The following is a 22,348-nucleotide window of genomic DNA, read 5'->3' on the forward strand; positions in this document are numbered from 1 at the left end:
CAGGATCATGCTCGGTCATCGGCAAGAGGTCGGCCAATGACTCAGACACAGACCGAAGCTACACCTAAAAGTTGCATCGCTCGCCCGGAGATTGGGCTCTCTGCTACTTTAGTCGGCAGTTGTTGCTGAAATAACGCAACCTATACGTGCACACCTTCTGCATCCGGAGAAGTACGGGGATTGTGGCTTGCCAAGACGGATATCGTTCTGTTCATGGTCGGATGCAGCAACGCTCGACCCGAAGGCGCGGATCACACGACCAAAGCCCGCGACCAAGAGACAATGCCCGACAGGACTATGTCATTCGACCGCCGCGCCATCCTCAGCGGCTTGCTCATCGTTTTGGCCGCACTCTGCACAACGTCGGTGGCGCAATCAGCGACGGCAACCGACCGGCGCGACCCCGCCGCGATCGTGACCTGGATCTATCGAGACGCCGGAAAGCCGTCTGCGCCGGCAGACGATGCGAAGAACATCATCCTGTGGGACAGCAACCGCAAGCGCATGAAGATTTTCTCACAGTCGCTGATGGCGCAGTGGGCGAAAGCCGATAAGCGCGCCAGCGGCGATGCGGTGATCGACTTCGATCCCGTCAGCAACTCGCAGGATCCCGACATCAAGTCGGTCGCGATCGCCGCGAAGTCGTCATCCAGCAATCGCGCGACCATCGCCGCGACACTGACACCGACCGGCCGGCGCGTGAATGCGACCACCGATGTGGTGCGCTGTGACTTCGTGCGCGACGGTGATGAATGGAAGATCGACAACATGCGCGGGCACGCTGGATCGCAATCGTGGGCGATCAGAGACATGCTCGCGCACGCACTCCGCAACTAGACACTCGACGCCCGAGCCTACTGCCCGTGACGGGCCAGATCGTCGTCGCTCAGCTCCCAGTCCTGCCAGAGCTTCAACGCCGCCAGCAGGATCACTACGCCACCAAGACTGGAGTGCCAGTAGCGCAGCAATCCCTCGCCGGCATAGCCGAACACGTAAGGCGAGATGGTGAGCCAGATGCCGAGACCGGCTTCCGCCACCTCTTCCCAGCGCTGCAGCACGACGTATTCGAGCTGCGCCAGGAAGAACACCAGGACGCCGACAATGAAGGCATTGGCGACGATTACACGATGGTCGATCTGGCTGGCGAACCAGGGCGACAACGCGATCAGAAGGCCAGCCAGCATGCCCAGCCAGTCTTCCCACGGACGATGAGTACTGAAGAAACGCAGGTTCAACATCGCTGCCTCCTCCTCGGGAAGCGGCATACGTCGATCAGAGCCTGCCCAGCACACAGAACGGCCGCCTGAGCATGGCCGAAACGTATGTCTCCCATGCACGTAGGACACCTCCAAAACTTTGCAAGATGGGACCGCCATGATTTGATGCGTCTTGTAACGAAGGAGGCCTGATGAGCGTCGACGTGGTTAACAACGAAGCCCGACACCGTTTCGAACTGGAGGTGGAAGGCCACATCGCCGCTGCCTATTACGACCTCAAGCCTGGCGTCATCATCTTCACCCACACCGAGGTGCCCAAGGAGCTGGGCGGCAAGGGCATCGGCTCGAAGCTGGTGAAGGGCGCGCTGGAGCAGGTGCGGCACGACGGACTGAAAGTGGTGCCGGACTGCCCGTTCGTGAAAGCCTATATCGCCAAGCATCCCGAATCCGCCGACCTGCTGAGCCCGGCATGACCAGCACCTCGGACCAGGCGACCTCCGCGGTTCGCGACAACGCTGCGCTGCAGCGTTTCGAGATGAACGTCGGCGGGGCGACGGCTTTCGCCAACTACAGGCGAAGTGCCGGCGCCGTCATCATCACCCACACCGAGACACCGCGGGCCCTGCGCGGCCGAGGCATCGCCTCCCAACTGGTCGAAGGCGCCCTGCAGCTGATCCAGGCCAATGGCGAGACGGTCGTCGCCGGCTGCAGTTTCGTGGTGGACTATCTGGCCAAGAATCCGGAGTGGCAGCCGCTGGAACGCTGAAACCCCGGCGAGGTTTCGCCCGCAAAACTGCGGATGGAATTGCTCAAAACCACCCGTGCTCCGTCTTGAAGCGGAGCGGCGCGATACACAGCTAGGCGGTTTCAGGGAATACCGACCAGGGATGCTTGCATGCTCGCCACCGAAACACACGTCGCCACCACTTCCGCCAGCCGCTATCTGCAGCAGCTCTGCAAGCACTGGAGCCATAAATTCGCGGTTGAGTTTACTCCGGAAAAGGGCCTGATCCCCTTCGCTGACGATCGCACCGCGAAACTGGAGGCGACCGCGGACACCCTGACCATGCGGATCGAAGCCGCCGATGCAGAGGTTCTGGCCCGCATGGAAGGCGTGGTGGTGGAACACCTCAAGCGGTTTTCGTTCCGCGAAGATCTCGGCGAGATTCGTTGGACCCGCGCGCAGTAACCGACGCAATGTCTTAGGTCGCAACCGGTCCCTTACCGCAGCCCGGTGCCGCCGCAGCGCTGACACTTCACGACCTTGTCGCCCTTCTTCAGCAAGCCCTTGCCCTCGCAGTTCTTGCACTTCTGCTTCTTCTTGACGTTCGGGCCTTTTTCATTGGCCATGATGGTCTCCAAATTAAACGCGCCGGCGGATCAAGCGCCGGCGCCAGTGTTGCACGTCACATCCGCGCAGGCAAAATAGCAGGCGTCATGCAATCCGGATCGACATATCCGGCAGGCCCTCGAGCTTGCAGAGCAGCACGTCGCCCTTGACCACCGGACCGACGTTCTCCGGCGTTCCCGAATAGATGATGTCGCCGGCCTTGAGCTCGAACGCTTCCGACAGCTTCGCGATCTGTTCGGCGACACTCCAGATCATCTTGGTGAGATCGGAATTCTGCCGCACCGTGCCGTTGACCGCGAGCGAGATCGCGCCCTTGGTGAAATGGCCAGTCTTGCCGACCGGATGGATCGGCCCCAGCACGGCCGCTTGATCGAAGCTCTTGCCGATTTCCCACGGCTTCTTTTCGGCCGCCATGCCGTTCTGCAGATCGCGCCGCGTCATGTCGAGACCCAGCGCATAGCCATAAACATGGTCGAGCGCCTTATCGACGGGAATATTGGTGCCGCCGGATTTCAGCGCGGCCACCAGTTCGACCTCGTGATGATAATTCTTGGTCAGTGACGGATACGGGTGATCGGCCACCGCGCCGATCGCGACGTTCTGGATCGCATCGGTCGGCTTTTGAAAGAAGAATGGCGGCTCACGGTTGGGGTCCGAGCCTCGCTCGATGGCATGGGCCGCATAATTGCGTCCGATGCAGTAGATGCGGCGCACCGGAAAGACGTCGCTTTCACCGACAATCGGAATGGTGATCGCCGGCACGGCAAACAGTGGTTTTGCACCGGCCTGCGCAGCCGCCGGTGCGCTTGCGGCCGTCGCACTGGCAAGAGCAACCGCGCCGGTTGCAAGAACGGCTCTGCGATCGATTCCCGTCGTGTCTTTTCGTGTCATGGAGTTTTCTCCCTCTTGTTGATGGCTCTTGGTGACGACTCTTGGATAGCGATAGCGCCTTCAACACCCCTTCAGAAACGGCTGTCGCGGCGCGGCGCTATGGCGCCGGCTCCATGCCCTTGGCTTTGATGACATCGGCGCCCGGCTTGCTTTGCACCAGGCGGATCAGTGCCTCCGCCGCAGCCGCCCGCTCGGTTCGCGACGCCACCGCAGCGGCATAGGTCGTGTAGTTCTGGATCTCCGCCGGCAGCGGTCCGACCAGAACGACGCCTTTGACCGGAAGGATTTCGCTGATCTGCTGGACCGCGATATCGGCTTCGCCGCTAACGATGCGATCGGCGGAACTGCCGCCCTTGACCAGCACGGACTTCGCCCGGACCTGCGGACCGATGCCAAGCCGGTCGATCAGCTGCGACACATAAATCCCGCTGGTGCCGCCCGCCACGGGATCGACATAGGTCACGGCCCTGGCCTTGAGCAGCGCCTGCTTGAACGCGTCGACCGAACCGATGTCAGGCCGCTCAGTGCCCTCCTTCACACCAACCCCGACGCCAACCCGCGCGAGGTTGACCACTTGGTCGGCGACCTTGCCGGCCTTCTTCAGGGTGTCCAGCGCCGCCGGCGAGGCGACCAGCAGGTCGAAGCTTTCCCCCGCCTCGATCCGCTTGACCAGCCCTCCGACCGTATCGCTGTCGAGTTGGACGGGCGTGCCGTCCTTTTCGAATTGTGGAATGACGCCCAACAGAACCTGTTTGAAGGCGCCCGCGCTCAGGACCTTCAGCGGCTCGGCGACGGCGGCAACGGGCATGGTCACGGCGAGCACGCTTGCGATCGCTGCAGCAGCGGCATAACGCCATTTCGACATCGACGATCCTCACAGCTGACAGCGCAACCTAATGATCAGTTGATATCATGAATGCAGTATACCAGCAGCGAAAAAAGACCCGCCGAAGCGGGTCTTTGGTCACAAAGTTCGGAAGAGGCTGATCGAGTCTTGACCGATCAGTTCTTGAGATCGTCCGGCACCTTGCCGCCGTTTTCGGCAAGCTTGGTGATGACCTGCTTGTGCAGCCAGATGTTCATCTTGGCGGAGTCGGCGGTGTCGCCGTCATAGTGCAGCTCTTTGGCGAGCTCCTTGCGCGCCGTAAGGCTCGAATCCAGATTGAGAGCCTTCATCAGGTCCACGATCGAGGTGCGCCATTCAAGCTTTTCCTTCTGCGCAGCCACGGCCTTGTCGAGGATCGCCGCAACATCCACCGTCTGGCTCGGAGCCGCGGCACCGCCTGCCGCCGAGGTCGACGCCGGCGCTGCGCCGGGCGCCGCATCCGGTGCGGCTGGCGCGGCTTCGGCCTTGGTGCCGAAAATTGCGCCCATAATCTTTCCAAAGATGCTCATGAAGTCGCTCCCAATAACTTGAACATGGATCGCATGATCATGGTCGCGACGCCGCCTCAATCCCAGCGAGCGCCCAACCAGATACCACGACTGTAGACGCGCGATTTACTCTTGCCAATGTGCGAAAATACGCAGGCCGCGAAGTTTCCGCGATCTGGGACAGAATGACGCCACAATGGCGTTGTTGGCGGCACTCGCGAATGTTGTCGCGTAACGTTCATAAACGTCTCTCGCGCGACAATTTGAACACTATGGTTTCGTTTTCGATGCTGCAACTGCACACCATTCAGCGAGCGTGGGAACCATTTGGCTCCCTGCGCGTTTACTCCCTCCAACAGGTTGCGACAGATCTTGCCCGGCAAAGCTTCTTCTCGTTGAACTTGATTTCGTTGCTTGGTTCGCCCCGCCCTGATCGCGACCGTTGCGGCGACAGCGCGCCCGGTCACAGCACACGCGGTGACTGCATGGACGTGCTGCCCGATCAAGGGAGACGACACGCATGGGCATTCCGTATCCGGACAACGCAGCTCCACATCTGACGCACGGCGCAGACGACGCGGCGCGACCGGCCGTCCTCAAGGTTGGGGTGTCCGATCTCATCGACGCGCTACGACGTGGATGGGACGATTTCGCAGCGGTGCCGAGCCACGCCATCATGCTCTGCCTGATCTATCCGGTGCTGGGCCTGGTGCTGGCGCGCCTGGTGTTGGGCTATTCGGTGCTACCGCTGCTGTTTCCGCTGGCCGCCGGCTTCGCCCTGCTCGGCCCGTTCGCCGCCATCGGCCTCTACGAACTCAGTCGCCGGCGCGAACGCGGCGAAGAGGTCTCCGCGTCGCATGCACTGGGCGTGCTTCGCTCCCCCTCCTTCGGCGCCATGCTCGGGCTCGGCACCATCCTGTTCACGCTGTTCGTGGTGTGGGTCGCGACCGCGCAGGCGATCTATGTCGCGACCTTCGGTTATGCGCCCGCCGCCGGCATTCCGGATTTCATCTCGCGCATCCTGACCACACCTGAGGGGTGGATGCTGATCGTTGTCGGCTGCGGCATCGGCTTCCTGTTTGCACTGGTCGCACTCTGCATCAGCGTGGTGTCGTTCCCGATGATGCTGGATCGGCATTCCAGCGCGACCGATGCCATCCTGACCTCGCTGCGGGTGACGGCGGCCAATCCCGTCGCCATGGCGACGTGGGGACTGATCGTGGCCGCACTGCTGGTGATCGGCTCGATCCCCGCATTTCTCGGGCTCGCGGTGATCGTCCCGGTTCTCGGCCATGCCACCTGGCACCTGTATCGCAAGGTTGTGGAGCCGAATCCAACGCCCTATCAGGATCCGCCGCGGTCGCGGCAGGGACGACGCTATGCCGCGGACTTCCCGGCCAATCTCATTCCATGGAGCCGCGAAAAAGATCGGACATAAACCCGCTGTTGATCCCTGCGTCCCAGTTTGGCAATAAGTTTGTCATGATGGGTCAGCAGCACGGTTTCGATGTTTGACGGCATTGCGTTCGCCGGCGGCGGCAATCGATGCTACTGGCAAGGCGGCTTCTATGAAGCCGTCGCCGACCGGATAGCGCTTGCGCCCCAATTGGTGGTCGGCGCCAGTGCGGGGGCGTATGCCGCAACCTACAGCCTGCTCGGCATCGGCCCCGAGGTCCGGCGCAGCGTGATCGACGCCTGCGGTCCGCACCTGAAGAATTTCGATCTGGCCGCATGGCGACGCGGCGAGCCGCTGTGCCCGGTCGGCCCGATGTATGACGACCTGCTGGCGCAGACCATCGACGCAGCCGCCCTCGCCCGCATCAACGCCCTGACGGATTTCCGGATCGCGGTGGCACGGCTGCCGCGCGGGCTGTCGCCGGCGTTTGGCGCCGCGATCGGCATCGGTGCCTACCAGATCGAAAAGCACCTGTTTCATCCGGTGCACCCGCGCTTTGGCCGCGCACTGGGATTTCGCGGCGAGTTCGTCGCCGTACGCTCCCTCAGCGATCCGCAACTGATGCGCGACGCCCTGATCGCAAGCGGCGGCGTGCCGCCATTCATGCCGGTCACGCTGGTCGGCGGCCTCCCCGCGTTCGACGGCGGCCTGGTCGACAACGTGCCGATCGAGCCGCTGACCACAATCGAAGCCGAAGGCGGCCGTACGCTGGTGCTGCTAACGCGCCGCTACAAAAACATTCCGAAGGTCCGCAATCGTACGTACGTGCAGCCGTCGGAGGTGATCAAGGTCAAGCAGTTCGACATTACCAACCCCGACGGCATCCGACGAGCCTTCGAGCTGGGCCGTGCGGATGGTGAAAAGTTCGCCAGATCGATCCGGCGTTAAGTCTGTTCACCGAGAAGTCGATTCGACTTTGCTCCGGGGGCCGGAACGCGCCTTGTTTTGGCCGCCGTTGCCATCAAATTTAAAACAATCCGGGGCATTATTTCGTTCGCTGATCCATCGCGGTCAGCGATCAGCTGTGAGACATCCAATGGCCCGTCGACACTATCTTCCACTTGCAATCCTCGCCGCAGCGCTGGTCATGCCGCATGCGGGCCTCGCTGCCGCAACTTGCGACACCGGCAACTTCGACAGTTGGCTCGACAACATCAAGCGTGACGCCGCCGCGCAAGGCATTTCCGAGCGCGCCATCACCGCAGGCCTCAGCGGCATCACTCTCGATCAGAGCGTGATTTCACACGACCGGGGGCAAAAGGTATTCAAGCAAAGTTTCGAGGAGTTTTCCGGGCGCATGGTGCCGCCACGCCTGACGCGCGGGCGAAACCTGATGAAACAGTACGGCTCGGTGCTGTCGCGTATCGAACAGAAATACGGCGTGCCCGGCTCGGTGCTGGTGGCGATCTGGGGGCTGGAAACCGACTTCGGCGTCAATATCGGGAAGTTTCCGACCATCCGTTCAATCGCCACACTGGCCTATGACTGCCGGCGATCCGAGATGTTCCGCGCTGAACTGCTGGACGCGCTGCGCATTGTCGACCGCGGCGATCTCACACCCTCCGACATGCGTGGCGCCTGGGCCGGCGAAATCGGCCAGACCCAGTTCATGCCGTCATCCTACATCAAGTTTGCGGTCGACTTCGACGACAACGGCCGCCGCGACCTGCTGCGCAGCGCGCCGGATGTGCTGGCCTCGACCGCCAACTACCTCGCCGGCTATGGCTGGCAACGCGGCAAACCTTGGGATCCCGGCGCGGCGAATTTCGACGTGATCAAGCAGTGGAACAAGAGCGAGGTCTATTCAAAGACGATCGCTTATTTCGCCAGCCAGCTGGAAGTACCTTAAAGGACAGGACAACTCTTGACAGCGCGCGGCATGGCAACAGCATCCGCGCGCTGCTCTTTGAAGAGACTTTAGTGCTGGTGCTGTGTACCACCGGTCGCGCCCAGCGCATTGACGCTGAAATTCACATCCAGCGCCCCCGCCTTCTCGAATTTTAGCGTCACCTTGAGCGTGTCGCCCTGCTTCAGCGGCTGCTTCAGATCCATGAACATCATGTGGAAGCCGCCCGGCTTCAATTCGACCGTCTCGCCGGGCTTGATTTCCAACCCGTTGTCGAGCGGGCGCATCTTCATGACGCCGTTGGTCATCGACATCTCGTGGATCTCGACATGGTCGGCGAAGCCAGCGGTCGCACTGGTCAGCCGGTCCGCGGCCGTACCGTTGTTGGTGACTTTCAGATAACCGCCGCCGATCTTGGCGCCGCCCGGCGTCGCGCGACTCCAGGGCGAAGTCACCACCAAATCACCGATTTTGTAAGTGTCACTGCCCGACGCCGGCTTTGCCATCGGCGTTGAACTCGCGCTGCCGTGTGCTCCGTGATCGGTCTGGGCCTGCGCGAGCGTGGTCGCGTCCGCAACGATCCGCAGTTGCGGCGCCGGTGTCTTCAGATCGTGGGCAGTCTGCTGTTCGCCTGGAATGTCGACCCAGCGCGCCTCGCCCTTGGCGCATTGCTGGATAGTCGGGAAATAGACGGTCTGCCCCGGCTTGAAATCGCCGCCAACGAATCCAGCGAAAACGAACTCGTCGTAATTGTCATTCGACAGACTACCGCCCGACCAGACGATCTCCTTGACGCCCTCCGTCACGGTCTGGCCGTGACTCTGGTAGCTCTTGGCGTAATCGCCGCGCGTCGTGGCGAGTGTCCAACCCGCTTTCGGCATCGGCTTAACGCCGATGACGCCTTCCGGGATCTGCAGACGAATAGCCTGCGTCGGCTCGCCGGCACAGCCGTGCGGCACCTGCAGCACGCCCTTGTACGATGCATTGGCCCGCGCCTCGGGGGTCGCGAGCGTCACATGAGCGAACGCCTGGGTTTGCGACAGGCCGAAGCCCAGGGTTGAGATGGCGGTTGCGACGGCGACGCCGAGCATAGGCCGGACGCCCTGTGAAAAGATGGTCATGATGGTCCTCAAACGAAAATGGATCTGTGGATGTCGTGCGATTGCGTGGGGCGCGATGCGGCTCAGACCACGCGCGGCGGGGCGCGCGCTGCGAAGGCGACAAACGCCAGGCCGGGATGCTGGAACGCCGCCCCGTCCACAGCTCGCATAACGACGACGGGCGCATCGCGTCTCGCAAGCGGGCTCGCATCCGCCGTGGTGAACGCACCGCCCTGGGCGTTGAGACAGGCCAGAGCGCAGTCGTGATGAGCTGACGGTGTCGACGGACGATCAGGCGCAGGATCTGTCGAAGCCAGTCCAACATCGCCGGACATAAAGCGCGGCGAACTGCAGATCGCATCAACCAGGGCATTCGCAGGGCCGTGGATCGTTCCGCTCCAGCCCGCAACGATCACCTGCAGCGCGAACGCGTAAGCCAGGATCAGGATCGGCAGTCGTCGCAAGGTGACTCGCCACAGCATGGCGTTGGCTATGCCACGCAGACGCAGCCGCGTCCATCGCACCCACTCAATGGCAGATCAGGTCGGAACTAAAATCCGATTCCTGCGGTTAGCTGAAATCCGCGATTCTCAAAGAAATGAATTTAAAAATCGATCTTAAAGAGTTCCATGCATAATGAACATGGTATTCGGGGAGGGGTTCCCGCGGCCTGTTTGTCGAGCATCGCGCTGCCGAAGCTTCGTCAGCGGCGGCCCCGCGCATAAATCAAGATATTGATTTATAACACACAATACAAAGATGGAGAGTTCCGTGGAACGCTTGATTGAACCTTCTTAGTCGCCTCGAACAGTTAATCAGTTCTTGCCTAAGGCATGCAAATTACGACTAGCTGCATCGCAACATACGCTATGTTGCACTGCAGATTCGGCGCCTATATTGGTCTTACCGGAGCGGCATTCCTCCAAGAGCTGAATCCGGATACGAAGGAGACTACTGCTATGTTGATGTCACTGATCCGCATGATCCAGGCGTTTAGGGATTATCAGCGCAACCTCAGCGAGCTGTCCCGCTTGAGCGATCGTGAACTGGCCGATATCGGCCTCGATCGTTCGGACATCCCGCGCGTTGCTGCTGGCTCCTACAACGGCTAACCGTTTCGACTTGATTGACGAACGGACAACGCCCGCTGCAGAGCGGGCGTTCTCGTTTCCGGGCCTCCCGGCAAGCCTCTAACGGCATGCGCGGCGGTCCCCGGAAAGCTTGGCTTTGAAGGTTGGCTTTGAAGGTTGCCTTGCCCCCGGTCAGGTTCTAGGTGTGAGCCCATGACCATCGGATCGCAAAGCGCCACCAGCCCCATTCACATCATCGGCGCCGGCCTCGCAGGCTCGGAAGCCGCCTGGCAGGCCGCCAGTGCCGGCCATCGCGTGGTGCTGCACGAAATGCGGCCAACGCGGATGACCGACGCCCATCGCACCGATGGGCTGGCTGAGTTGGTCTGTTCGAACTCGTTCCGCTCCGACGATGCCCAGAATAACGCAGTGGGCCTGCTGCACGCTGAAATGCGCCGGCTGGGCTCACTGATCATGCGTGCGGCCGATGCCAACCAGGTGCCGGCGGGCGGCGCACTGGCCGTCGACCGCGACGGCTTTTCGGCTGCCGTCACCCGCGCCCTTGAAACCCACCCCCTTATCGAGATCAGCCGCGCGGAGATCGCCGGCCTGCCGCCGCCCGACTGGGACCACGTCATTGTCGCAACCGGCCCTCTCACCTCCGCACCGCTGGCCGACGCCATCCGCAGCCTGACCGACGAAAGCGCGCTCGCATTTTTTGACGCGATTGCGCCGATCGTGCATCGCGACTCCATCGACATGTCGGTGGCCTGGTTCCAGTCGCGCTACGACAAGGTCGGGCCTGGCGGCACCGGCGCCGACTACATCAATTGCCCGCTGACGCGCGAGCAGTACGACGCCTTCGTCGATGCGCTGATCGCCGGCGACAAGACCGATTTCAAGGAATGGGAAGCCAACACGCCCTATTTCGACGGCTGCCTGCCGATCGAGGTGATGGCGGAGCGTGGCCGCGAAACCCTGCGCCACGGACCGATGAAGCCGGTCGGGCTGACCGACCCGAACAACCCGACGGTGAAGCCCTACGCCATCATCCAGCTGCGCCAGGACAACAAGCTGGGCACGCTCTACAACATCGTCGGATTCCAGACCAAACTGAAGCACGGCGAACAGACCCGAATCTTCCGCACCATTCCCGGCCTCACGCAGGCGGAATTCGCGCGGCTCGGTGGGCTGCATCGCAACACCTTCCTGAATTCACCCAAATTGCTCGACGACCAGTTGCGCTTGAAGGCGCAGCCACGGCTACGTTTCGCCGGACAGATGACCGGCTGCGAGGGCTATGTGGAGTCCGCCAGCATTGGACTGCTGGCCGGCCTGTTCGCCGCCGCGCAGCTCCGCAATGAGGTCATCGCCCCGCCGCCGCCGACCACTGCGCTCGGCGCCCTGCTCGGCCATATCACTGGCGGCCATCTCGAGACCATCGACGCCGGTCCCCGCTCGTTTCAGCCGATGAACATCAATTTCGGACTGTTTCCGCCGCTCGCTGCGCCGCCGACACGAAAGCCCGACGGCAGCAGGCTGCGCGGCAACGAGAAGACCGTCGCCAAGAAGCAGGCCCTGAGCGCCCGCGCGCTGTCGGATCTGGATCGCTGGATCGCTGACACACTGCCCACCTTGGCCGCGGCATAGCCGCAGCCCTTTTCAAACTCCCTGTCATTTTCAGAACGCGCATGAACTTATCGAAACACGACGCTGCGGCCCTGTCGGGCACCTGGATCGAAGGTGTCCTGCTGAAGCGTGACGTCTTCTCCACCATCGAGCGCGGGCGATTCCAGACCGCCAACGGCGAAGTCGGCGCCATCCTGCGGCGCCTCGATCAGGTGCCGTGGTGGTCCTATCCGCTGGCGCGTCACTTGTTCAACCGCGAGCGCAAGGCGCTGGGCCTTGCCCGTGACATCGACATCGGGCCGCCGCTGCTGTGGGCCGGAGACAAGGCGTTGGTCCGCGGCTTCATCAATGGTGTTGCCCTGCATCTGGCGCGTCCGTTCGGCGACCACGCCTATTTTGCATCCGCCAAAGCGGCGCTGCGCCGGATGCATCGTGCCGGCATCTGCCACAACGATCTCGCCAAGGAGCAAAACTGGCTGCGCGGCACCGATGGCCGCGCCTACGTGACCGATTTCCAGCTGGCGGTCTGCTTCAAGAGGCGCAGCCGGCTGTTTCGTATCGCCGCCTATGAAGACCTGCGCCATCTGCTCAAACACAAGCGGCGCTACACACCCGACGCCCTGACACCGAAGGAGCGCACCATCCTGGCGCGCAAATCCGCCTTCGCAACGGTCTGGCTGATGACGGGCAAACGCGTCTACCGCGCCATCACCCGCGGCGTGTTCAATTTCACCGACCGCGAAGGCGGCGGCCGGCGCCTGGTCAACGACGCGCCGGTTCTGGTCGAACGGATCAAGACCCATCCCGATGTGCGCGACGCCGCGATCGTCGCCTTCGCCGACCGTCGCGCCGGCGTCGGCCTCTACGCGTTTGTCGAAGCCAACGCCGCGACCACCGAAACCGAGTTGCAATCCTCGCTGACCGGCGCACGCAATGGGCCGAAGCCGCCGGAACATCTGCAGGTGGTGCCGGCACTACCGCGGGACGCGCAAGGTGACGTCCGCACCGAAATCCTGCAGCTCGTGGCCATGAACCAGATCGACCTGATCGAGCCGATGCTGACCAGCGCCGCCGATCGCGCATTCATGAAAAGCATTCTGGATCAGCGCAAGAACTTGCGCGACCGGTTTACGTTCTAGGTCAGCCTCGGAAAGGCGCGCTGCGCGACTCGCGCCACAGCGTCCAGAGCACAGCAAGGCGCGACGCCGGCCGCGGCCGAAAGGGGTCGAACTCTCCCTGCTCGATCCGTTGCAAGCTCTTGCGGACAAGCGCGAGCGGCAGAAACGCCGGGCGCAGTGCCGGCGGCGCTGACGCGAGCACAGCCAAGGCCGCGTCGAGATGGGTGCGCGCCTCGCGGCCGAGATAAGCCAGCACCGTGCGCAATTGCGGCGTCGCCGTTCCGGAAAAGATGTCCTCGATACCCGCGCCATTCAGGTCCAGCACCTGCTGCGGCAAATAGAGCTGGCGACGCGACGCGTGCAGCGGCAACAGGCCGATGATGCGAACGAGGCCCTGCGCCAGGCCCGCATGGCGCGACAGCTCGCCTGGTGCAGCGGCCTGCGGCGCACAGATCCGAGCCCCGAGCGCAAACACCCGCCCAGCCGTCGCCCCGAGATAGGCTTCCAGCGCGTCCATGTCCGGCATCGGATCATCATACAGATCGAAGCGATGTGCCTCGATCAGCCCGACCAAATCATCCACCGGCAACCCGAAGGTCGCGACCGCTTGCAACAGTTCGGCGGCGATCGGATGGCCTTCGACGCCACCATGCGCGGTGCCGGTCAGCGTATCGATCCACCATTGCAGGCGGATCTCTCCCGGCAGCGGCTGGCTGATATGATCGCGGACACGGGCGATCTCACCACTGAAGGCTTCAAGCGCAAGCAGAGCGCGCCGTTGTGCCGGGCCGACGAACAAGGTCGCGGCATAACGTTCGAAATCGTGGGCCCGCACTTCGTCGGCGCAGAACGCCGCGGCGGAAGGCTCCGTGCTCATGGCACCGCAATCAGCGCCGCCGCCACGCGGCGGCGTTCACCAATCATGATGTTGTAGGTGCGGATCGCAGGTCCCGTCATCATGGCATCGACGCCGATATGCACCGCGCGCAGCGCCTCACGCAGCCGGTTCGGCGGCAGCCAGATCTCGGTGCCGGTCCCGATCAGCAGGGTATCGATGCCGCTCGCCTGATCGAACACCCGCTTGAGCGCAGTGCGATCAATCTCACCCGGCGTCGCGACCGGCCACGCCCAGATCGAATCCGGCAGGCACAGCAACGAGCCGCGGTGCGACATCGCATCGAAGCGAAACCCACCATTTCCGTAGGCCTCGATCGGCGCGGACCTTGGCAGATGCGGCGTGTCCGAAGAGCCGGTCATATGCTCAACGCTTCGACGGCTTTTCCGGCGTATCCTCGGCGCCACCATGACGATGTTCACCGACGCCCAGATAGATCAGGATCGGGGCCGCGATGAAGATCGAGGTGTAAGTGCCGACCAGCACCACGCCAAACATCATGGTCGCCGCGAAGGAGTGGATCGCCTTGCCGCCGAACAGCAGCAGCGCCAGCAACGCCAGCGTCACCGTGACGTGGGTGATGATGGAGCGCGACAGCGTCGAATTGATCGACTCGTTGAGTAGCTCCGGCATCGGCAATTTCTTGTAGCGCCGCAGCATTTCGCGGATACGGTCGTAGATGACCACGGTGTCGTTCAGCGAATAGCCGAGAATAGTCAGAAGCGCCGCGATGCTGGTGAGGTCGAAGTCGATCTGCGTCACCGACATGAAACCGAGCGTCAGCACGATGTCGTGCACGTTGGCGATCATGGCGCCGAGCGCGAACTGCCATTCAAAGCGGAACCAGAGGTAGACCAGGATGCCGACGATCGCCAGCATCAGGCCGACCACGCCTTTGGCCAGCAATTCGCCCGACACGCGTGGGCCGACGACTTCGACACGGCGATAGTCGACGGAATCGCCAAGCGTCTGCCGTACCTTCTGCACCGCCGCCTGCTGCGCCTGGTCGCCACCTGGCTGCTCGGCAATCCGGATCAGGACATCGGTCGGAGCACCGAACTGCTGCAACTGGACATCGCCAAGGCCCAGCGTGCCGAGTTGCGAACGCAGCGCCGATATATCGGCCGGCCCCGACTTGCTCTGGATTTCGAGCAGCGTGCCGCCGCGGAAGTCGATGCCGAAATTCAGCCCGTGAGTGAAGTAGAGGGTAATGGCGAGAATCGAGAGCAGCGCGGAAGTCGGAAAGCTGATGCGCCGGAACCGGATGAAGTCGAACTTGGTGTCATCGGGCACGACACGAAGCGAGGGAATGAAGCCATAAACGCTGAGCACCGTCAGAATGACGATGAACACAGCAAGTGCGATGATAATCCAATGGGTCACAGCCGGAACTCTCTTCTCAAATCGGCACGGACTGCGGCCGCTTCCACCGGACCCACGTCGCCACGATCAGCCGGGTGACGGTAAAGGCGGTGAACACCGTGGTCAGGATGCCGATGCCCAGCGTCACGGCAAAGCCGCGCACCGGGCCGGTGCCGATATAGAACAGCACGGCTGCGGCGATGAAAGTGGTGATGTTGGAATCCATGATGGTCGCCAGCGCCCGGGTAAAGCCGGCGTCGATCGCCGAAATGGCGTTGCGTCCGCCACGGATTTCCTCGCGGATACGTTCATAGATCAGCACGTTGGAGTCGACCGCGATGCCGACGGTCAGCACGATGCCGGCGATGCCGGGCAGTGTCAGCGTGGCATTGAGCAGCGACAGCACGCCGAAGATCATCGCCACGTTGATGGCGACCGCGATGTTGGCGAACAGCCCGAACAGCCGGTAAGTCAGGGTCATGAACACGATGACCAGGATCGAGCCGACATAGGAGGCGAGTTCGCCCGCCGCGATCGAATCCTGGCCGAGGCCGGGACCGACGGTACGTTCCTCGATGATGGTCAGCGGCGCCGGCAGCGCACCCGCCCGCAGCAGGATCGCCAGATCGTTGGCCTGCTGCACGGTGAAGCCGCCGGAAATCTGCCCGGAGCCGCCGGTGATCGGCTCGCGAATGACCGGCGCGGAAATCACTTCATTGTCGAGAATGATGGCGAACCGCTGTCCGACATTATCCAGCGTCGCCTGCGCAAACTTGCGGGCGCCCGAGGTATTGAACCGGAAGCTGACAATCGGCTCACCCGAGCGCTGGTCGAAACCGGGTTGCGCGTCGGTCAGGTCGCCACCCGAAACCAGCACCTGCTTCTTGATGACCTCAGGCACCTTGGGTGACTGCGCACTCATCAGAACTTCGGATTCCGGCGGCACGCGGCCCTGCGCGGCCTGATCCGGCGGCACCGAGCTGTCGACCATGCGGAAATCCATCTTGGCGGTCTTGCCGAGAATTTCCTTGAGCCGGCTCGGATCCTGCAGGCCGGGCACTTGAACCAGAATGCGATCGATGCCCTGGCGCTGGATCAGTGGCTCGACCGTGCCCAGTTCATTAACGCGCTTTTCGATGATCTGGATCGACTGCTCGACCGCCTGGCGCATCCGCTCGATCACGGCGGCCTGCGGCACACTGAGCCGGATCAGTCCGTTGCCGGCATCGCTGACGTCGACGGAACGCTGGCCGCTGGTGCCGAGAATGCCGCCCAGCGGCTGCGAGAGCTCGCGCAGCTTGGTCAGTGCCGCTTGAGTGTCGGCTTCGGCGACACGGACTTCGACATTGTCGCCGCGGACATTGATGCCGCCGACAAAACGGATACGCGCCTCGCGCATGGTACGACGCGCGTCGTCGGCCACCTGGTTCAGCTTGTCCTTGCGAACCGCGTTGCCGTCGACCTCGAGCAGGATGTGCGAGCCGCCCTGCAAGTCGAGGCCGAGCACCAGGTGGCGCTGCGCCCATGTCGGCCAGGTCTTGACGGTGTGTTCAGGGAAGAAGTTCGGAACCGCGCAGAGGCACACCACGAGTGCCGTGAGCACGATCGCCAGCGCCTTCCACCGCGTGAAATACAACATCGTCTTAACCTGTCAGATTGGAGCGGGTCGTGGGAAAAGCAGTCGGCTTGCTCAGCTCGAGGCAGCCTCGTCCTTGTCCTTGGCAGGTTCGCCCTTGGTGCGCACGCCCGAAACCATGCTGCGCATCTGGCGCACCCGCACGCCATCCGAAATCTCGACCTCGATCTGGTCGTCGTCGACCACCTTGGTCACCTTGCCGACCAGGCCGCCACTGGTCACGACCGTGTCGCCGCGGCGCAGGTTCTTCACCAGTTCGTTATGATCCTTCACCTTCTTCTGCTGCGGCCGCAGGATCAGGAAATACATGATCACGAAGATCAGGGCGAAGGGCAGCAGCGACATCAGCATGCTGTTGGCATCGCCACCGGCAGCGGCCTGAGCATAGGCAGGAGAGATCAGCATTCGAACGATCCTTGAAATGGTCGGAAAGACGCGCCGCGGGCTGTGACGATGGACCCCCGCAAGGCCTTGGATAAAGACCTGGGAAAGCCCAACAAAGAGCCCCGTCCCGGGCAAATTCGCGCGGACTATAGCGGCCATCGGCCCAATTGCAACGCTGCTCCGCCCGGCCTGGAACACGGCTTGCGGGAGGCTGCCGGGCTCGACTAGTGTCCGCGCCGAGAAAGGCGAAAGATGTCAAAAAAACCCAATAAATCAGCCCCTAAGAAGGCCTCGAAAGCGAATCCAGCCCCTGCCCGCCGCGCCGCGACAAAACGTCCGCCAGCGCCCGCGAAGGAGAGCTTCGAACAGCGCATCGTAACGGCCCTGGAAGCCATTGCCGCGAACCTGTCAGCCGCCGCCGCCAAGCCGCAAAAGACCGATTCTCTGGCCGACGCCGACGCCTTCGTCTGGTCCCCGGAAGGCCGCCTGATTCCGGTCCCGAAAGTCAGCCGTGTCGACCTCGGCCTGCTCAAGGGGATCGAGCGGATGCGGGACATCCTGATCGAGAACACCGAGCGCTTCGCCACCGGCCTGCCAGCCAACAACGCCCTGTTGTGGGGCGCGCGCGGTATGGGCAAATCGTCACTGGTCAAGGCGGCACACGCCAGCGTCAATGCGCGGCCCGATGTCAACGGCCGGCTCAAGCTGATCGAAATCCACCGCGAGGACATCGAAAGCCTGCCCATGCTGATGACCCAGCTGCGGGCATCCGATCTGCACTTTATCGTGTTCTGCGACGACCTGTCGTTCGACGGCAACGACGCGTCCTACAAATCGCTGAAGGCGGTGCTCGAAGGCGGCATCGAGGGCCGTCCCGACAACGTCATCCTCTACGCCACCTCGAACCGGCGGCACCTGCTCGCCCGCGACATGATCGAAAACGAGCGATCGACTTCGATCAATCCCGGCGAAGCGGTCGAGGAGAAGGTCTCGCTGTCGGATCGCTTTGGCTTGTGGCTCGGCTTCCACAAATGCAGCCAGGACGAATATCTGGCGATGGTGCGCGGCTACTGCGCGCACTTCAAGATCAAGATCGACGATCAGGAGCTCGAGCGCGAAGCACTGGAATGGGCGACGACGCGCGGGTCGCGGTCAGGCCGCGTGGCGTGGCAGTTCGTGCAGGAAGTGGCCGGGCGCAAAGGCGTGCGGCTGTCGGTGAGCTCTTAAAAAACTTTCTAGTGTCCCGAATCCGACAGCCACCGAGGGGGGCATCTTCGTTGACGACCGCCGGATTCGAGGGACACTAGAATTCAGAAACCCGTTGGGTCCGCGCCGCTTTGGGTCCGCGCCGCTTTGCAGCGACGCTCCCAGCATCAGGCACCATTCAGGAATTGCAGCGGATCGACCGGCGACGAGCCCTTGCGGATCTCGAAGTGCAACTGCGGTGACCCGACCTCGCCGGACTGTCCCGACTTGGCAATGGTCTGGCCACGCTTGATGGTGTCGCCGCGCTTCACCATCAGTTCGCTGGCGTGGGCGTAGGCGGTGACATAGCCGTTGGAATGGCGCACCAGGACCAGGTTGCCATAACCCTTCAGCTCGTTGCCGGAATAGGCCACGACGCCGTCTTCGGCTGCCTTCACCGGCGTGCCTTCAGGCACCGCGACATTGATGCCGTCGTTCTGCTTGCCGTTGGTCTTCGCACCATAACTCGTGATCACGCGGCCGCGCACGGGCCAGCGAAATGACGGCAAGCCACTGGTGGTCTCGGCGGCCTTCGCGGGCTCGACCTCGGCAACCGTCGGAGTCGGGCTCGCCAGCATCGCCTTTTGCGTTGGCTCGACCGACGCGACCTTGGTACCAGGCTTCACAGAAGTAGCAGCGACCGGAGCCGGCGCCGGCTTGGTTTCGGTGGCCGCGAGCGCCGGACCCGCCGGCTGTGCGAGAGCCGGTTCAGCGGACGCGGTGCGGCCGGGCACGGTGATCTTGCTGCCGAGCTTGAGCTGGGCAGTCGGCGGCAGGTTGTTGGCTTTGGCGAGCTGCGACAGCGGGATGTTGTTGCGCCGCGAAATGCTCATCAGCGTGTCGCCACGGTTGACGACATGAACACTGGCAGGAACGTTTACAATCTTGGCGGCCGGTGCCGGCGCCACCACAGGCGGACGCGCCGATGCGGTCATGGTCGGATGCGGAATGATCAGCCGCTGGCCCGGCTGCAGAGCGCGGGGCCCCGACATCCGGTTCGCCTGCATGATGGCGGCGGCGGAGACGTTGTAGCGGCGCGCCAACCCATCCATCGTATCGCTGGTGCCGACAATGATCGCGGTGCCGGCTGTCGGTGCAGCGGCCACCGAGCGCGGCGCGACGGTTGCGGTGGTCTCGATCGGCTTGGACGGCGGCGTATAGGACGCCATGCCGCGCCCGCCTCCACCCGACACACCGCCGCTCGGATAGGACTGCGGCGCCGAGATCGGCGGCAGCTGAGACGATGAGTATTGTGGCCGGTTATATTGCGGAAGCGGCCGGCTCTCGACCGGAGGCGTCGGCGCAGCATATTGCGACTGCACGGAGCCCGTGGTTTCCTGGCGCGAATTGAAGGGATTGGAAAATCCGTTGGAGAACCCGTCTTGCGAGAAGCGCGTCGACGTATCCGCGCTGCATCCGGCAAATCCAACTGAAACCAGCGCCAGTACCGCGATTTGCGGCATGCGGCGCGAGCGAAGCAACTCGGTTACGCGGGACATGGTTACTCACTCAATACGCTACTCACACAAAATTGAGTAAACACATTCCCAGTAAACAACCGCTTAACCCCACTCCCCAACATCGAAATTCGCCAGATTTGGCGGCATCTTCACGATGAACGCCATGCGTTCAGCAGCAAGCGAAACGCCCGATTTACGCAGCGGCTCGGGCTCAGAAGCCGCCGACACCGAAAACCTGCAATGATGGGGCAACGATGATCTGAAAGCACTTACGAGGTCAGATCTGCGACCGCCTGGAGGCCGTGCCGCTACATCTCCCGGGCAATCCCGGCCAGCGCCGGAACAAAACGCACGCCGATCAGGTCAGTCCGCTCCACCCCATCGGGGGTCTTGCGGAGGCGGACCAGCGTCTGGCTGCCGGTCTGAGGGCCGACCGGCGCGATCAGCACACCTTCGGGTTCCAGCAACCGGACCAGATCGTCGGGAATGCTCTCCATCGCCGCCGTCACCATGATGCGGTCAAAATGCCCGGCCTCATCCGGGACGGAGAAGCCGTCGCCGACCAAAACCTCGACATTGCCGTATCCAAGCCGGGTGAGACGCGCTTGTGCCCGCTTGGCCAAGGAGCGAAACCGCTCCAGCGTCACCACCTCGCGCACAAGACGCGACAGGACGGCGGCCTGATAGCCGGAGCCGGTGCCGATCTCCAGCACGCGGTGAACGTTCCGCAACTGCAACTGCTCTGTCATATAGGCGACCACGAACGGCTGGCTGATGGTCTGCCCGCACGCGATCGGCAGCGGGACATCGAGATAAGCGTCCTCCCGAAAGCCCTCCTCGACGAAATTTTCCCTCGGGACCTCTTCCATCGCGCGCAAAACCGCCTGGTCGCTGATGCCGCGGCGACGCAAGGTCAGTTGGAACTGCATTTTTTCGTGCGGAGCACGTTTGGCCGAACTCATCCCCACTCCTTGAGCGGAACCACGAAAACCGAATGCCGTTCATCTTGCAAGGTCGAACCGCGCCGATCTGTTGGTCGATTTCAGACCGCAATCCCGGCACTTGCCGCAATATTGGTTGTTGCCAAGGTGCTGACGCGTCGACATATTCACATTCACTCTATGGCAGCGGGAACATTTCTGAAATGACGGCACCGGCGGCTTCGCGCGGCTCGGTTCTCCTGGTCGAAGACGAGACCATGATCCGAATGCTTGTGTCCGACATGCTGTCGGACCTGGGCTACGTCATTGCTGCCGAGGCCGGCGACATCGACCAGGCCATCAAGCTTGCGCAATCGGCGAAATTCGACCTCGCCATTTTGGACGTCAACGTCAACGGCAAGATCATTTCGCCGGTCGCCGAAGCCGTGGCGCTGCGCAATCTTCCCTTCGTGTTCGCCACCGGCTATGGCGCCGAAGGCCTGCCGGAAAAATATCGCAATTATCCGGCGCTGCAAAAGCCGTTCAAGATCGAAACGCTGCAGCAGGCCATCGAGACCGCGCTCCACGGCAAGACGATTTAGCCCGCGCACGTTGCGCAGATACGCTACTTCAGGGTTTCAGCCAGCTTGGCGGAGAACGCGTCCGCAGTGAGATCGAGAAGCAGCGGCGTCACCGACACGTGATGGGTGCCCAGCACCGCAAGATCCGTGCCCTCGCCCGGCGGATCAATGTTAGCCAGGCGCTCAAAGCCGATCCAGTAATACGGATTGCCGCGGCCATCACGGCGCTCGTCGATGCGCAGGAAGCCTTGGTTACGCTTGCCCTGCCGGGCCACAGTGACGCCATTGACGTCATCGGCCGCGCAATTCGGGAAGTTGATGTTGATCACGGTGTCTTTCGGGATGCCGGCGGCCAGCACCTTCTTGATGATATCGGGGCCGAGCTTGCGCCCCGTATCCCAGTGCGGATTATGGCGGCTGTCGATACCGAATTCCTGCGACAGCGCGAATGACGGAATGCCGAGGATGACGCCTTCCATCGCCCCCGCAATGGTGCCGGAATAGATCACATCTTCGGCGACGTTGCGGCCCTTGTTGACGCCGGACAGGATCAGATCCGGCTTCTTGTCGCCAAGGATATGGCGCGCGCCCATGATCACGCAGTCGGTCGGCGTGCCGCGCACGGCGAAATGACGCGGGCCGACTTCGCGCAGCCGCAACGGATCGTTCAGTGATAGCGAGTGCGACACTCCGGATTGATCGAGTTCTGGCGCCACCACCCAGACGTCGTCGGACAATTCGCGCGCGATCTCCTCGACGATCTTGAGGCCGTAGGCATGGATGCCGTCGTCGTTGGTGCAAAGAATTCGCATC

General features: G+C 62.6%; 27 protein-coding genes. 12 read left to right on the forward strand and 15 right to left on the reverse strand.

The window, feature by feature from the left end:
• The first annotated feature begins 297 nt into the window (after nucleotides 1-297).
• A complete protein-coding gene (locus RS897_RS32880) occupies nucleotides 298-837 on the forward strand; it encodes a DUF3828 domain-containing protein (protein WP_315832842.1) in 540 nt (179 codons plus the stop codon).
• 17 nt (nucleotides 838-854) lie between these two features.
• Here the strand turns inward: RS897_RS32880 and RS897_RS32885 are convergent, their stop codons facing one another.
• Nucleotides 855-1,238, reverse strand: coding sequence for an SPW repeat protein (locus RS897_RS32885; protein ID WP_315832843.1), 384 nt, complete (start codon nucleotides 1,236-1,238; stop codon nucleotides 855-857).
• Between the two features lie 170 nt (nucleotides 1,239-1,408).
• Here RS897_RS32885 and RS897_RS32890 point away from each other — a divergent pair, with 170 nt between their 5' ends.
• The 3 genes from RS897_RS32890 (at nucleotide 1,409) to RS897_RS32900 (ending at nucleotide 2,406) form a co-directional block, all read left to right on the forward strand.
• Nucleotides 1,409-1,690 carry a GNAT family N-acetyltransferase gene (locus tag RS897_RS32890; RefSeq protein ID WP_315832844.1) on the forward strand — a complete coding sequence of 94 codons (282 nt, stop codon included), beginning with the start codon at nucleotides 1,409-1,411 and terminating at the stop codon, nucleotides 1,688-1,690.
• A complete protein-coding gene (locus tag RS897_RS32895) occupies nucleotides 1,687-1,983 on the forward strand; it encodes a GNAT family N-acetyltransferase (RefSeq protein ID WP_315832845.1) in 297 nt (98 codons plus the stop codon). The genes RS897_RS32890 and RS897_RS32895 overlap by 4 nt, the downstream gene beginning before the upstream one ends.
• Before the next feature lie 129 nt (nucleotides 1,984-2,112).
• Nucleotides 2,113-2,406, forward strand: coding sequence for a DUF2218 domain-containing protein (locus tag RS897_RS32900; protein ID WP_315832846.1), 294 nt, complete (start codon nucleotides 2,113-2,115; stop codon nucleotides 2,404-2,406).
• 32 nt (nucleotides 2,407-2,438) lie between these two features.
• Here the strand turns inward: RS897_RS32900 and RS897_RS32905 are convergent, their stop codons facing one another.
• The 4 genes from RS897_RS32905 to RS897_RS32920 all read right to left on the reverse strand — a co-directional run bounded on the left by RS897_RS32905 (nucleotide 2,439) and on the right by RS897_RS32920 (nucleotide 4,854).
• A complete protein-coding gene (locus tag RS897_RS32905) occupies nucleotides 2,439-2,567 on the reverse strand; it encodes a hypothetical protein (protein ID WP_275944976.1) in 129 nt (42 codons plus the stop codon).
• An 85-nt stretch (nucleotides 2,568-2,652) separates the two neighbouring features.
• Nucleotides 2,653-3,459, reverse strand: coding sequence for a fumarylacetoacetate hydrolase family protein (locus RS897_RS32910; RefSeq protein ID WP_315832847.1), 807 nt, complete (start codon nucleotides 3,457-3,459; stop codon nucleotides 2,653-2,655).
• A gap of 97 nt (nucleotides 3,460-3,556) precedes the next feature.
• On the reverse strand, nucleotides 3,557-4,324 hold the full coding sequence (locus RS897_RS32915; RefSeq protein ID WP_315832848.1) for a molybdate ABC transporter substrate-binding protein: 768 nt from the start codon (nucleotides 4,322-4,324) through the stop codon (nucleotides 3,557-3,559).
• A 137-nt stretch (nucleotides 4,325-4,461) separates the two neighbouring features.
• Entirely contained in the window at nucleotides 4,462-4,854 is a 393-nt protein-coding gene (locus RS897_RS32920; protein ID WP_315832849.1) for a DUF3597 domain-containing protein, read from the reverse strand.
• A 499-nt stretch (nucleotides 4,855-5,353) separates the two neighbouring features.
• On the opposite strand from RS897_RS32920, the gene RS897_RS32925 reads away from it, so the two are divergent.
• From RS897_RS32925 to RS897_RS32935, 3 genes are all read left to right on the forward strand, one after another.
• Nucleotides 5,354-6,271: a DUF2189 domain-containing protein gene (locus tag RS897_RS32925; RefSeq protein WP_315832850.1), complete on the forward strand. Its 918-nt coding sequence runs from the start codon at nucleotides 5,354-5,356 to the stop codon at nucleotides 6,269-6,271.
• A 69-nt stretch (nucleotides 6,272-6,340) separates the two neighbouring features.
• Nucleotides 6,341-7,177, forward strand: coding sequence for a patatin-like phospholipase family protein (locus RS897_RS32930; protein WP_315832851.1), 837 nt, complete (start codon nucleotides 6,341-6,343; stop codon nucleotides 7,175-7,177).
• A gap of 199 nt (nucleotides 7,178-7,376) precedes the next feature.
• A complete protein-coding gene (locus tag RS897_RS32935) occupies nucleotides 7,377-8,138 on the forward strand; it encodes a lytic murein transglycosylase (RefSeq protein ID WP_315838821.1) in 762 nt (253 codons plus the stop codon).
• Nucleotides 8,139-8,206: 68 nt separating this feature from the next.
• Here RS897_RS32935 and RS897_RS32940 read toward each other — a convergent pair whose 3' ends face one another.
• Both RS897_RS32940 and RS897_RS32945 read right to left on the reverse strand, forming a co-directional pair.
• Nucleotides 8,207-9,256, reverse strand: coding sequence for a DUF1775 domain-containing protein (locus tag RS897_RS32940; RefSeq protein WP_315832852.1), 1,050 nt, complete (start codon nucleotides 9,254-9,256; stop codon nucleotides 8,207-8,209).
• Between the two features lie 62 nt (nucleotides 9,257-9,318).
• Nucleotides 9,319-9,717 (reverse strand): hypothetical protein, encoded by a 399-nt coding sequence (locus RS897_RS32945; RefSeq protein ID WP_315832853.1) that lies wholly within the window; start codon nucleotides 9,715-9,717, stop codon nucleotides 9,319-9,321.
• 477 nt (nucleotides 9,718-10,194) lie between these two features.
• Here RS897_RS32945 and RS897_RS32950 point away from each other — a divergent pair, with 477 nt between their 5' ends.
• The 3 genes from RS897_RS32950 to RS897_RS32960 all read left to right on the forward strand — a co-directional run bounded on the left by RS897_RS32950 (nucleotide 10,195) and on the right by RS897_RS32960 (nucleotide 13,073).
• On the forward strand, nucleotides 10,195-10,347 hold the full coding sequence (locus RS897_RS32950) for a DUF1127 domain-containing protein (protein WP_315832854.1): 153 nt from the start codon (nucleotides 10,195-10,197) through the stop codon (nucleotides 10,345-10,347).
• 171 nt (nucleotides 10,348-10,518) lie between these two features.
• Nucleotides 10,519-11,955 carry a methylenetetrahydrofolate--tRNA-(uracil(54)-C(5))-methyltransferase (FADH(2)-oxidizing) TrmFO gene (gene trmFO, locus RS897_RS32955; protein ID WP_315832855.1) on the forward strand — a complete coding sequence of 479 codons (1,437 nt, stop codon included), beginning with the start codon at nucleotides 10,519-10,521 and terminating at the stop codon, nucleotides 11,953-11,955.
• 41 nt (nucleotides 11,956-11,996) lie between these two features.
• On the forward strand, nucleotides 11,997-13,073 hold the full coding sequence (locus RS897_RS32960; protein ID WP_315832856.1) for a serine/threonine protein kinase: 1,077 nt from the start codon (nucleotides 11,997-11,999) through the stop codon (nucleotides 13,071-13,073).
• Between the two features lies 1 nt (nucleotide 13,074).
• Here RS897_RS32960 and RS897_RS32965 read toward each other — a convergent pair whose 3' ends face one another.
• The 5 genes from RS897_RS32965 to yajC are packed head-to-tail and all read right to left on the reverse strand — an operon-like array spanning nucleotide 13,075 to nucleotide 17,350.
• The gene (locus RS897_RS32965) at nucleotides 13,075-13,929 is read right to left on the reverse strand and encodes a phytoene/squalene synthase family protein (RefSeq protein WP_315832857.1); all 855 of its coding nucleotides are present in this window, start codon (nucleotides 13,927-13,929) and stop codon (nucleotides 13,075-13,077) included.
• Nucleotides 13,926-14,309, reverse strand: coding sequence for an Mth938-like domain-containing protein (locus tag RS897_RS32970; RefSeq protein WP_315832858.1), 384 nt, complete (start codon nucleotides 14,307-14,309; stop codon nucleotides 13,926-13,928). The genes RS897_RS32965 and RS897_RS32970 overlap by 4 nt, the downstream gene beginning before the upstream one ends.
• A 4-nt stretch (nucleotides 14,310-14,313) precedes the next feature.
• Entirely contained in the window at nucleotides 14,314-15,330 is a 1,017-nt protein-coding gene (gene secF, locus RS897_RS32975; RefSeq protein WP_315832859.1) for a protein translocase subunit SecF, read from the reverse strand.
• Between the two features lie 16 nt (nucleotides 15,331-15,346).
• Nucleotides 15,347-16,948, reverse strand: coding sequence for a protein translocase subunit SecD (gene secD / locus RS897_RS32980; RefSeq protein WP_315832860.1), 1,602 nt, complete (start codon nucleotides 16,946-16,948; stop codon nucleotides 15,347-15,349).
• Nucleotides 16,949-16,999: 51 nt separating this feature from the next.
• The gene (gene yajC, locus RS897_RS32985) at nucleotides 17,000-17,350 is read right to left on the reverse strand and encodes a preprotein translocase subunit YajC (RefSeq protein WP_315832861.1); all 351 of its coding nucleotides are present in this window, start codon (nucleotides 17,348-17,350) and stop codon (nucleotides 17,000-17,002) included.
• Between the two features lie 231 nt (nucleotides 17,351-17,581).
• Between yajC and RS897_RS32990 the strand changes: the two genes are divergently transcribed.
• Nucleotides 17,582-18,556 carry an ATP-binding protein gene (locus RS897_RS32990; RefSeq protein WP_315832862.1) on the forward strand — a complete coding sequence of 325 codons (975 nt, stop codon included), beginning with the start codon at nucleotides 17,582-17,584 and terminating at the stop codon, nucleotides 18,554-18,556.
• 146 nt (nucleotides 18,557-18,702) lie between these two features.
• Here RS897_RS32990 and RS897_RS32995 read toward each other — a convergent pair whose 3' ends face one another.
• Nucleotides 18,703-20,073, reverse strand: coding sequence for a peptidoglycan DD-metalloendopeptidase family protein (locus RS897_RS32995; protein WP_315832863.1), 1,371 nt, complete (start codon nucleotides 20,071-20,073; stop codon nucleotides 18,703-18,705).
• 269 nt (nucleotides 20,074-20,342) lie between these two features.
• Entirely contained in the window at nucleotides 20,343-20,996 is a 654-nt protein-coding gene (locus RS897_RS33000; RefSeq protein ID WP_315832864.1) for a protein-L-isoaspartate(D-aspartate) O-methyltransferase, read from the reverse strand.
• Between the two features lie 182 nt (nucleotides 20,997-21,178).
• On the opposite strand from RS897_RS33000, the gene RS897_RS33005 reads away from it, so the two are divergent.
• Nucleotides 21,179-21,556, forward strand: a complete 378-nt coding sequence (locus RS897_RS33005; RefSeq protein WP_315832865.1) for a response regulator — start codon at nucleotides 21,179-21,181, stop codon at nucleotides 21,554-21,556.
• Nucleotides 21,557-21,579: 23 nt separating this feature from the next.
• Here RS897_RS33005 and surE read toward each other — a convergent pair whose 3' ends face one another.
• Nucleotides 21,580-22,347 carry a 5'/3'-nucleotidase SurE gene (gene surE / locus RS897_RS33010; RefSeq protein ID WP_315832866.1) on the reverse strand — a complete coding sequence of 256 codons (768 nt, stop codon included), beginning with the start codon at nucleotides 22,345-22,347 and terminating at the stop codon, nucleotides 21,580-21,582.
• Between the last annotated feature and the right edge of the window lies 1 nt (nucleotide 22,348).

The sequence above is a fragment of the Bradyrhizobium prioriisuperbiae genome (assembly GCF_032397745.1).
GTDB lineage: Bacteria > Pseudomonadota > Alphaproteobacteria > Rhizobiales > Xanthobacteraceae > Bradyrhizobium_A > Bradyrhizobium_A prioriisuperbiae.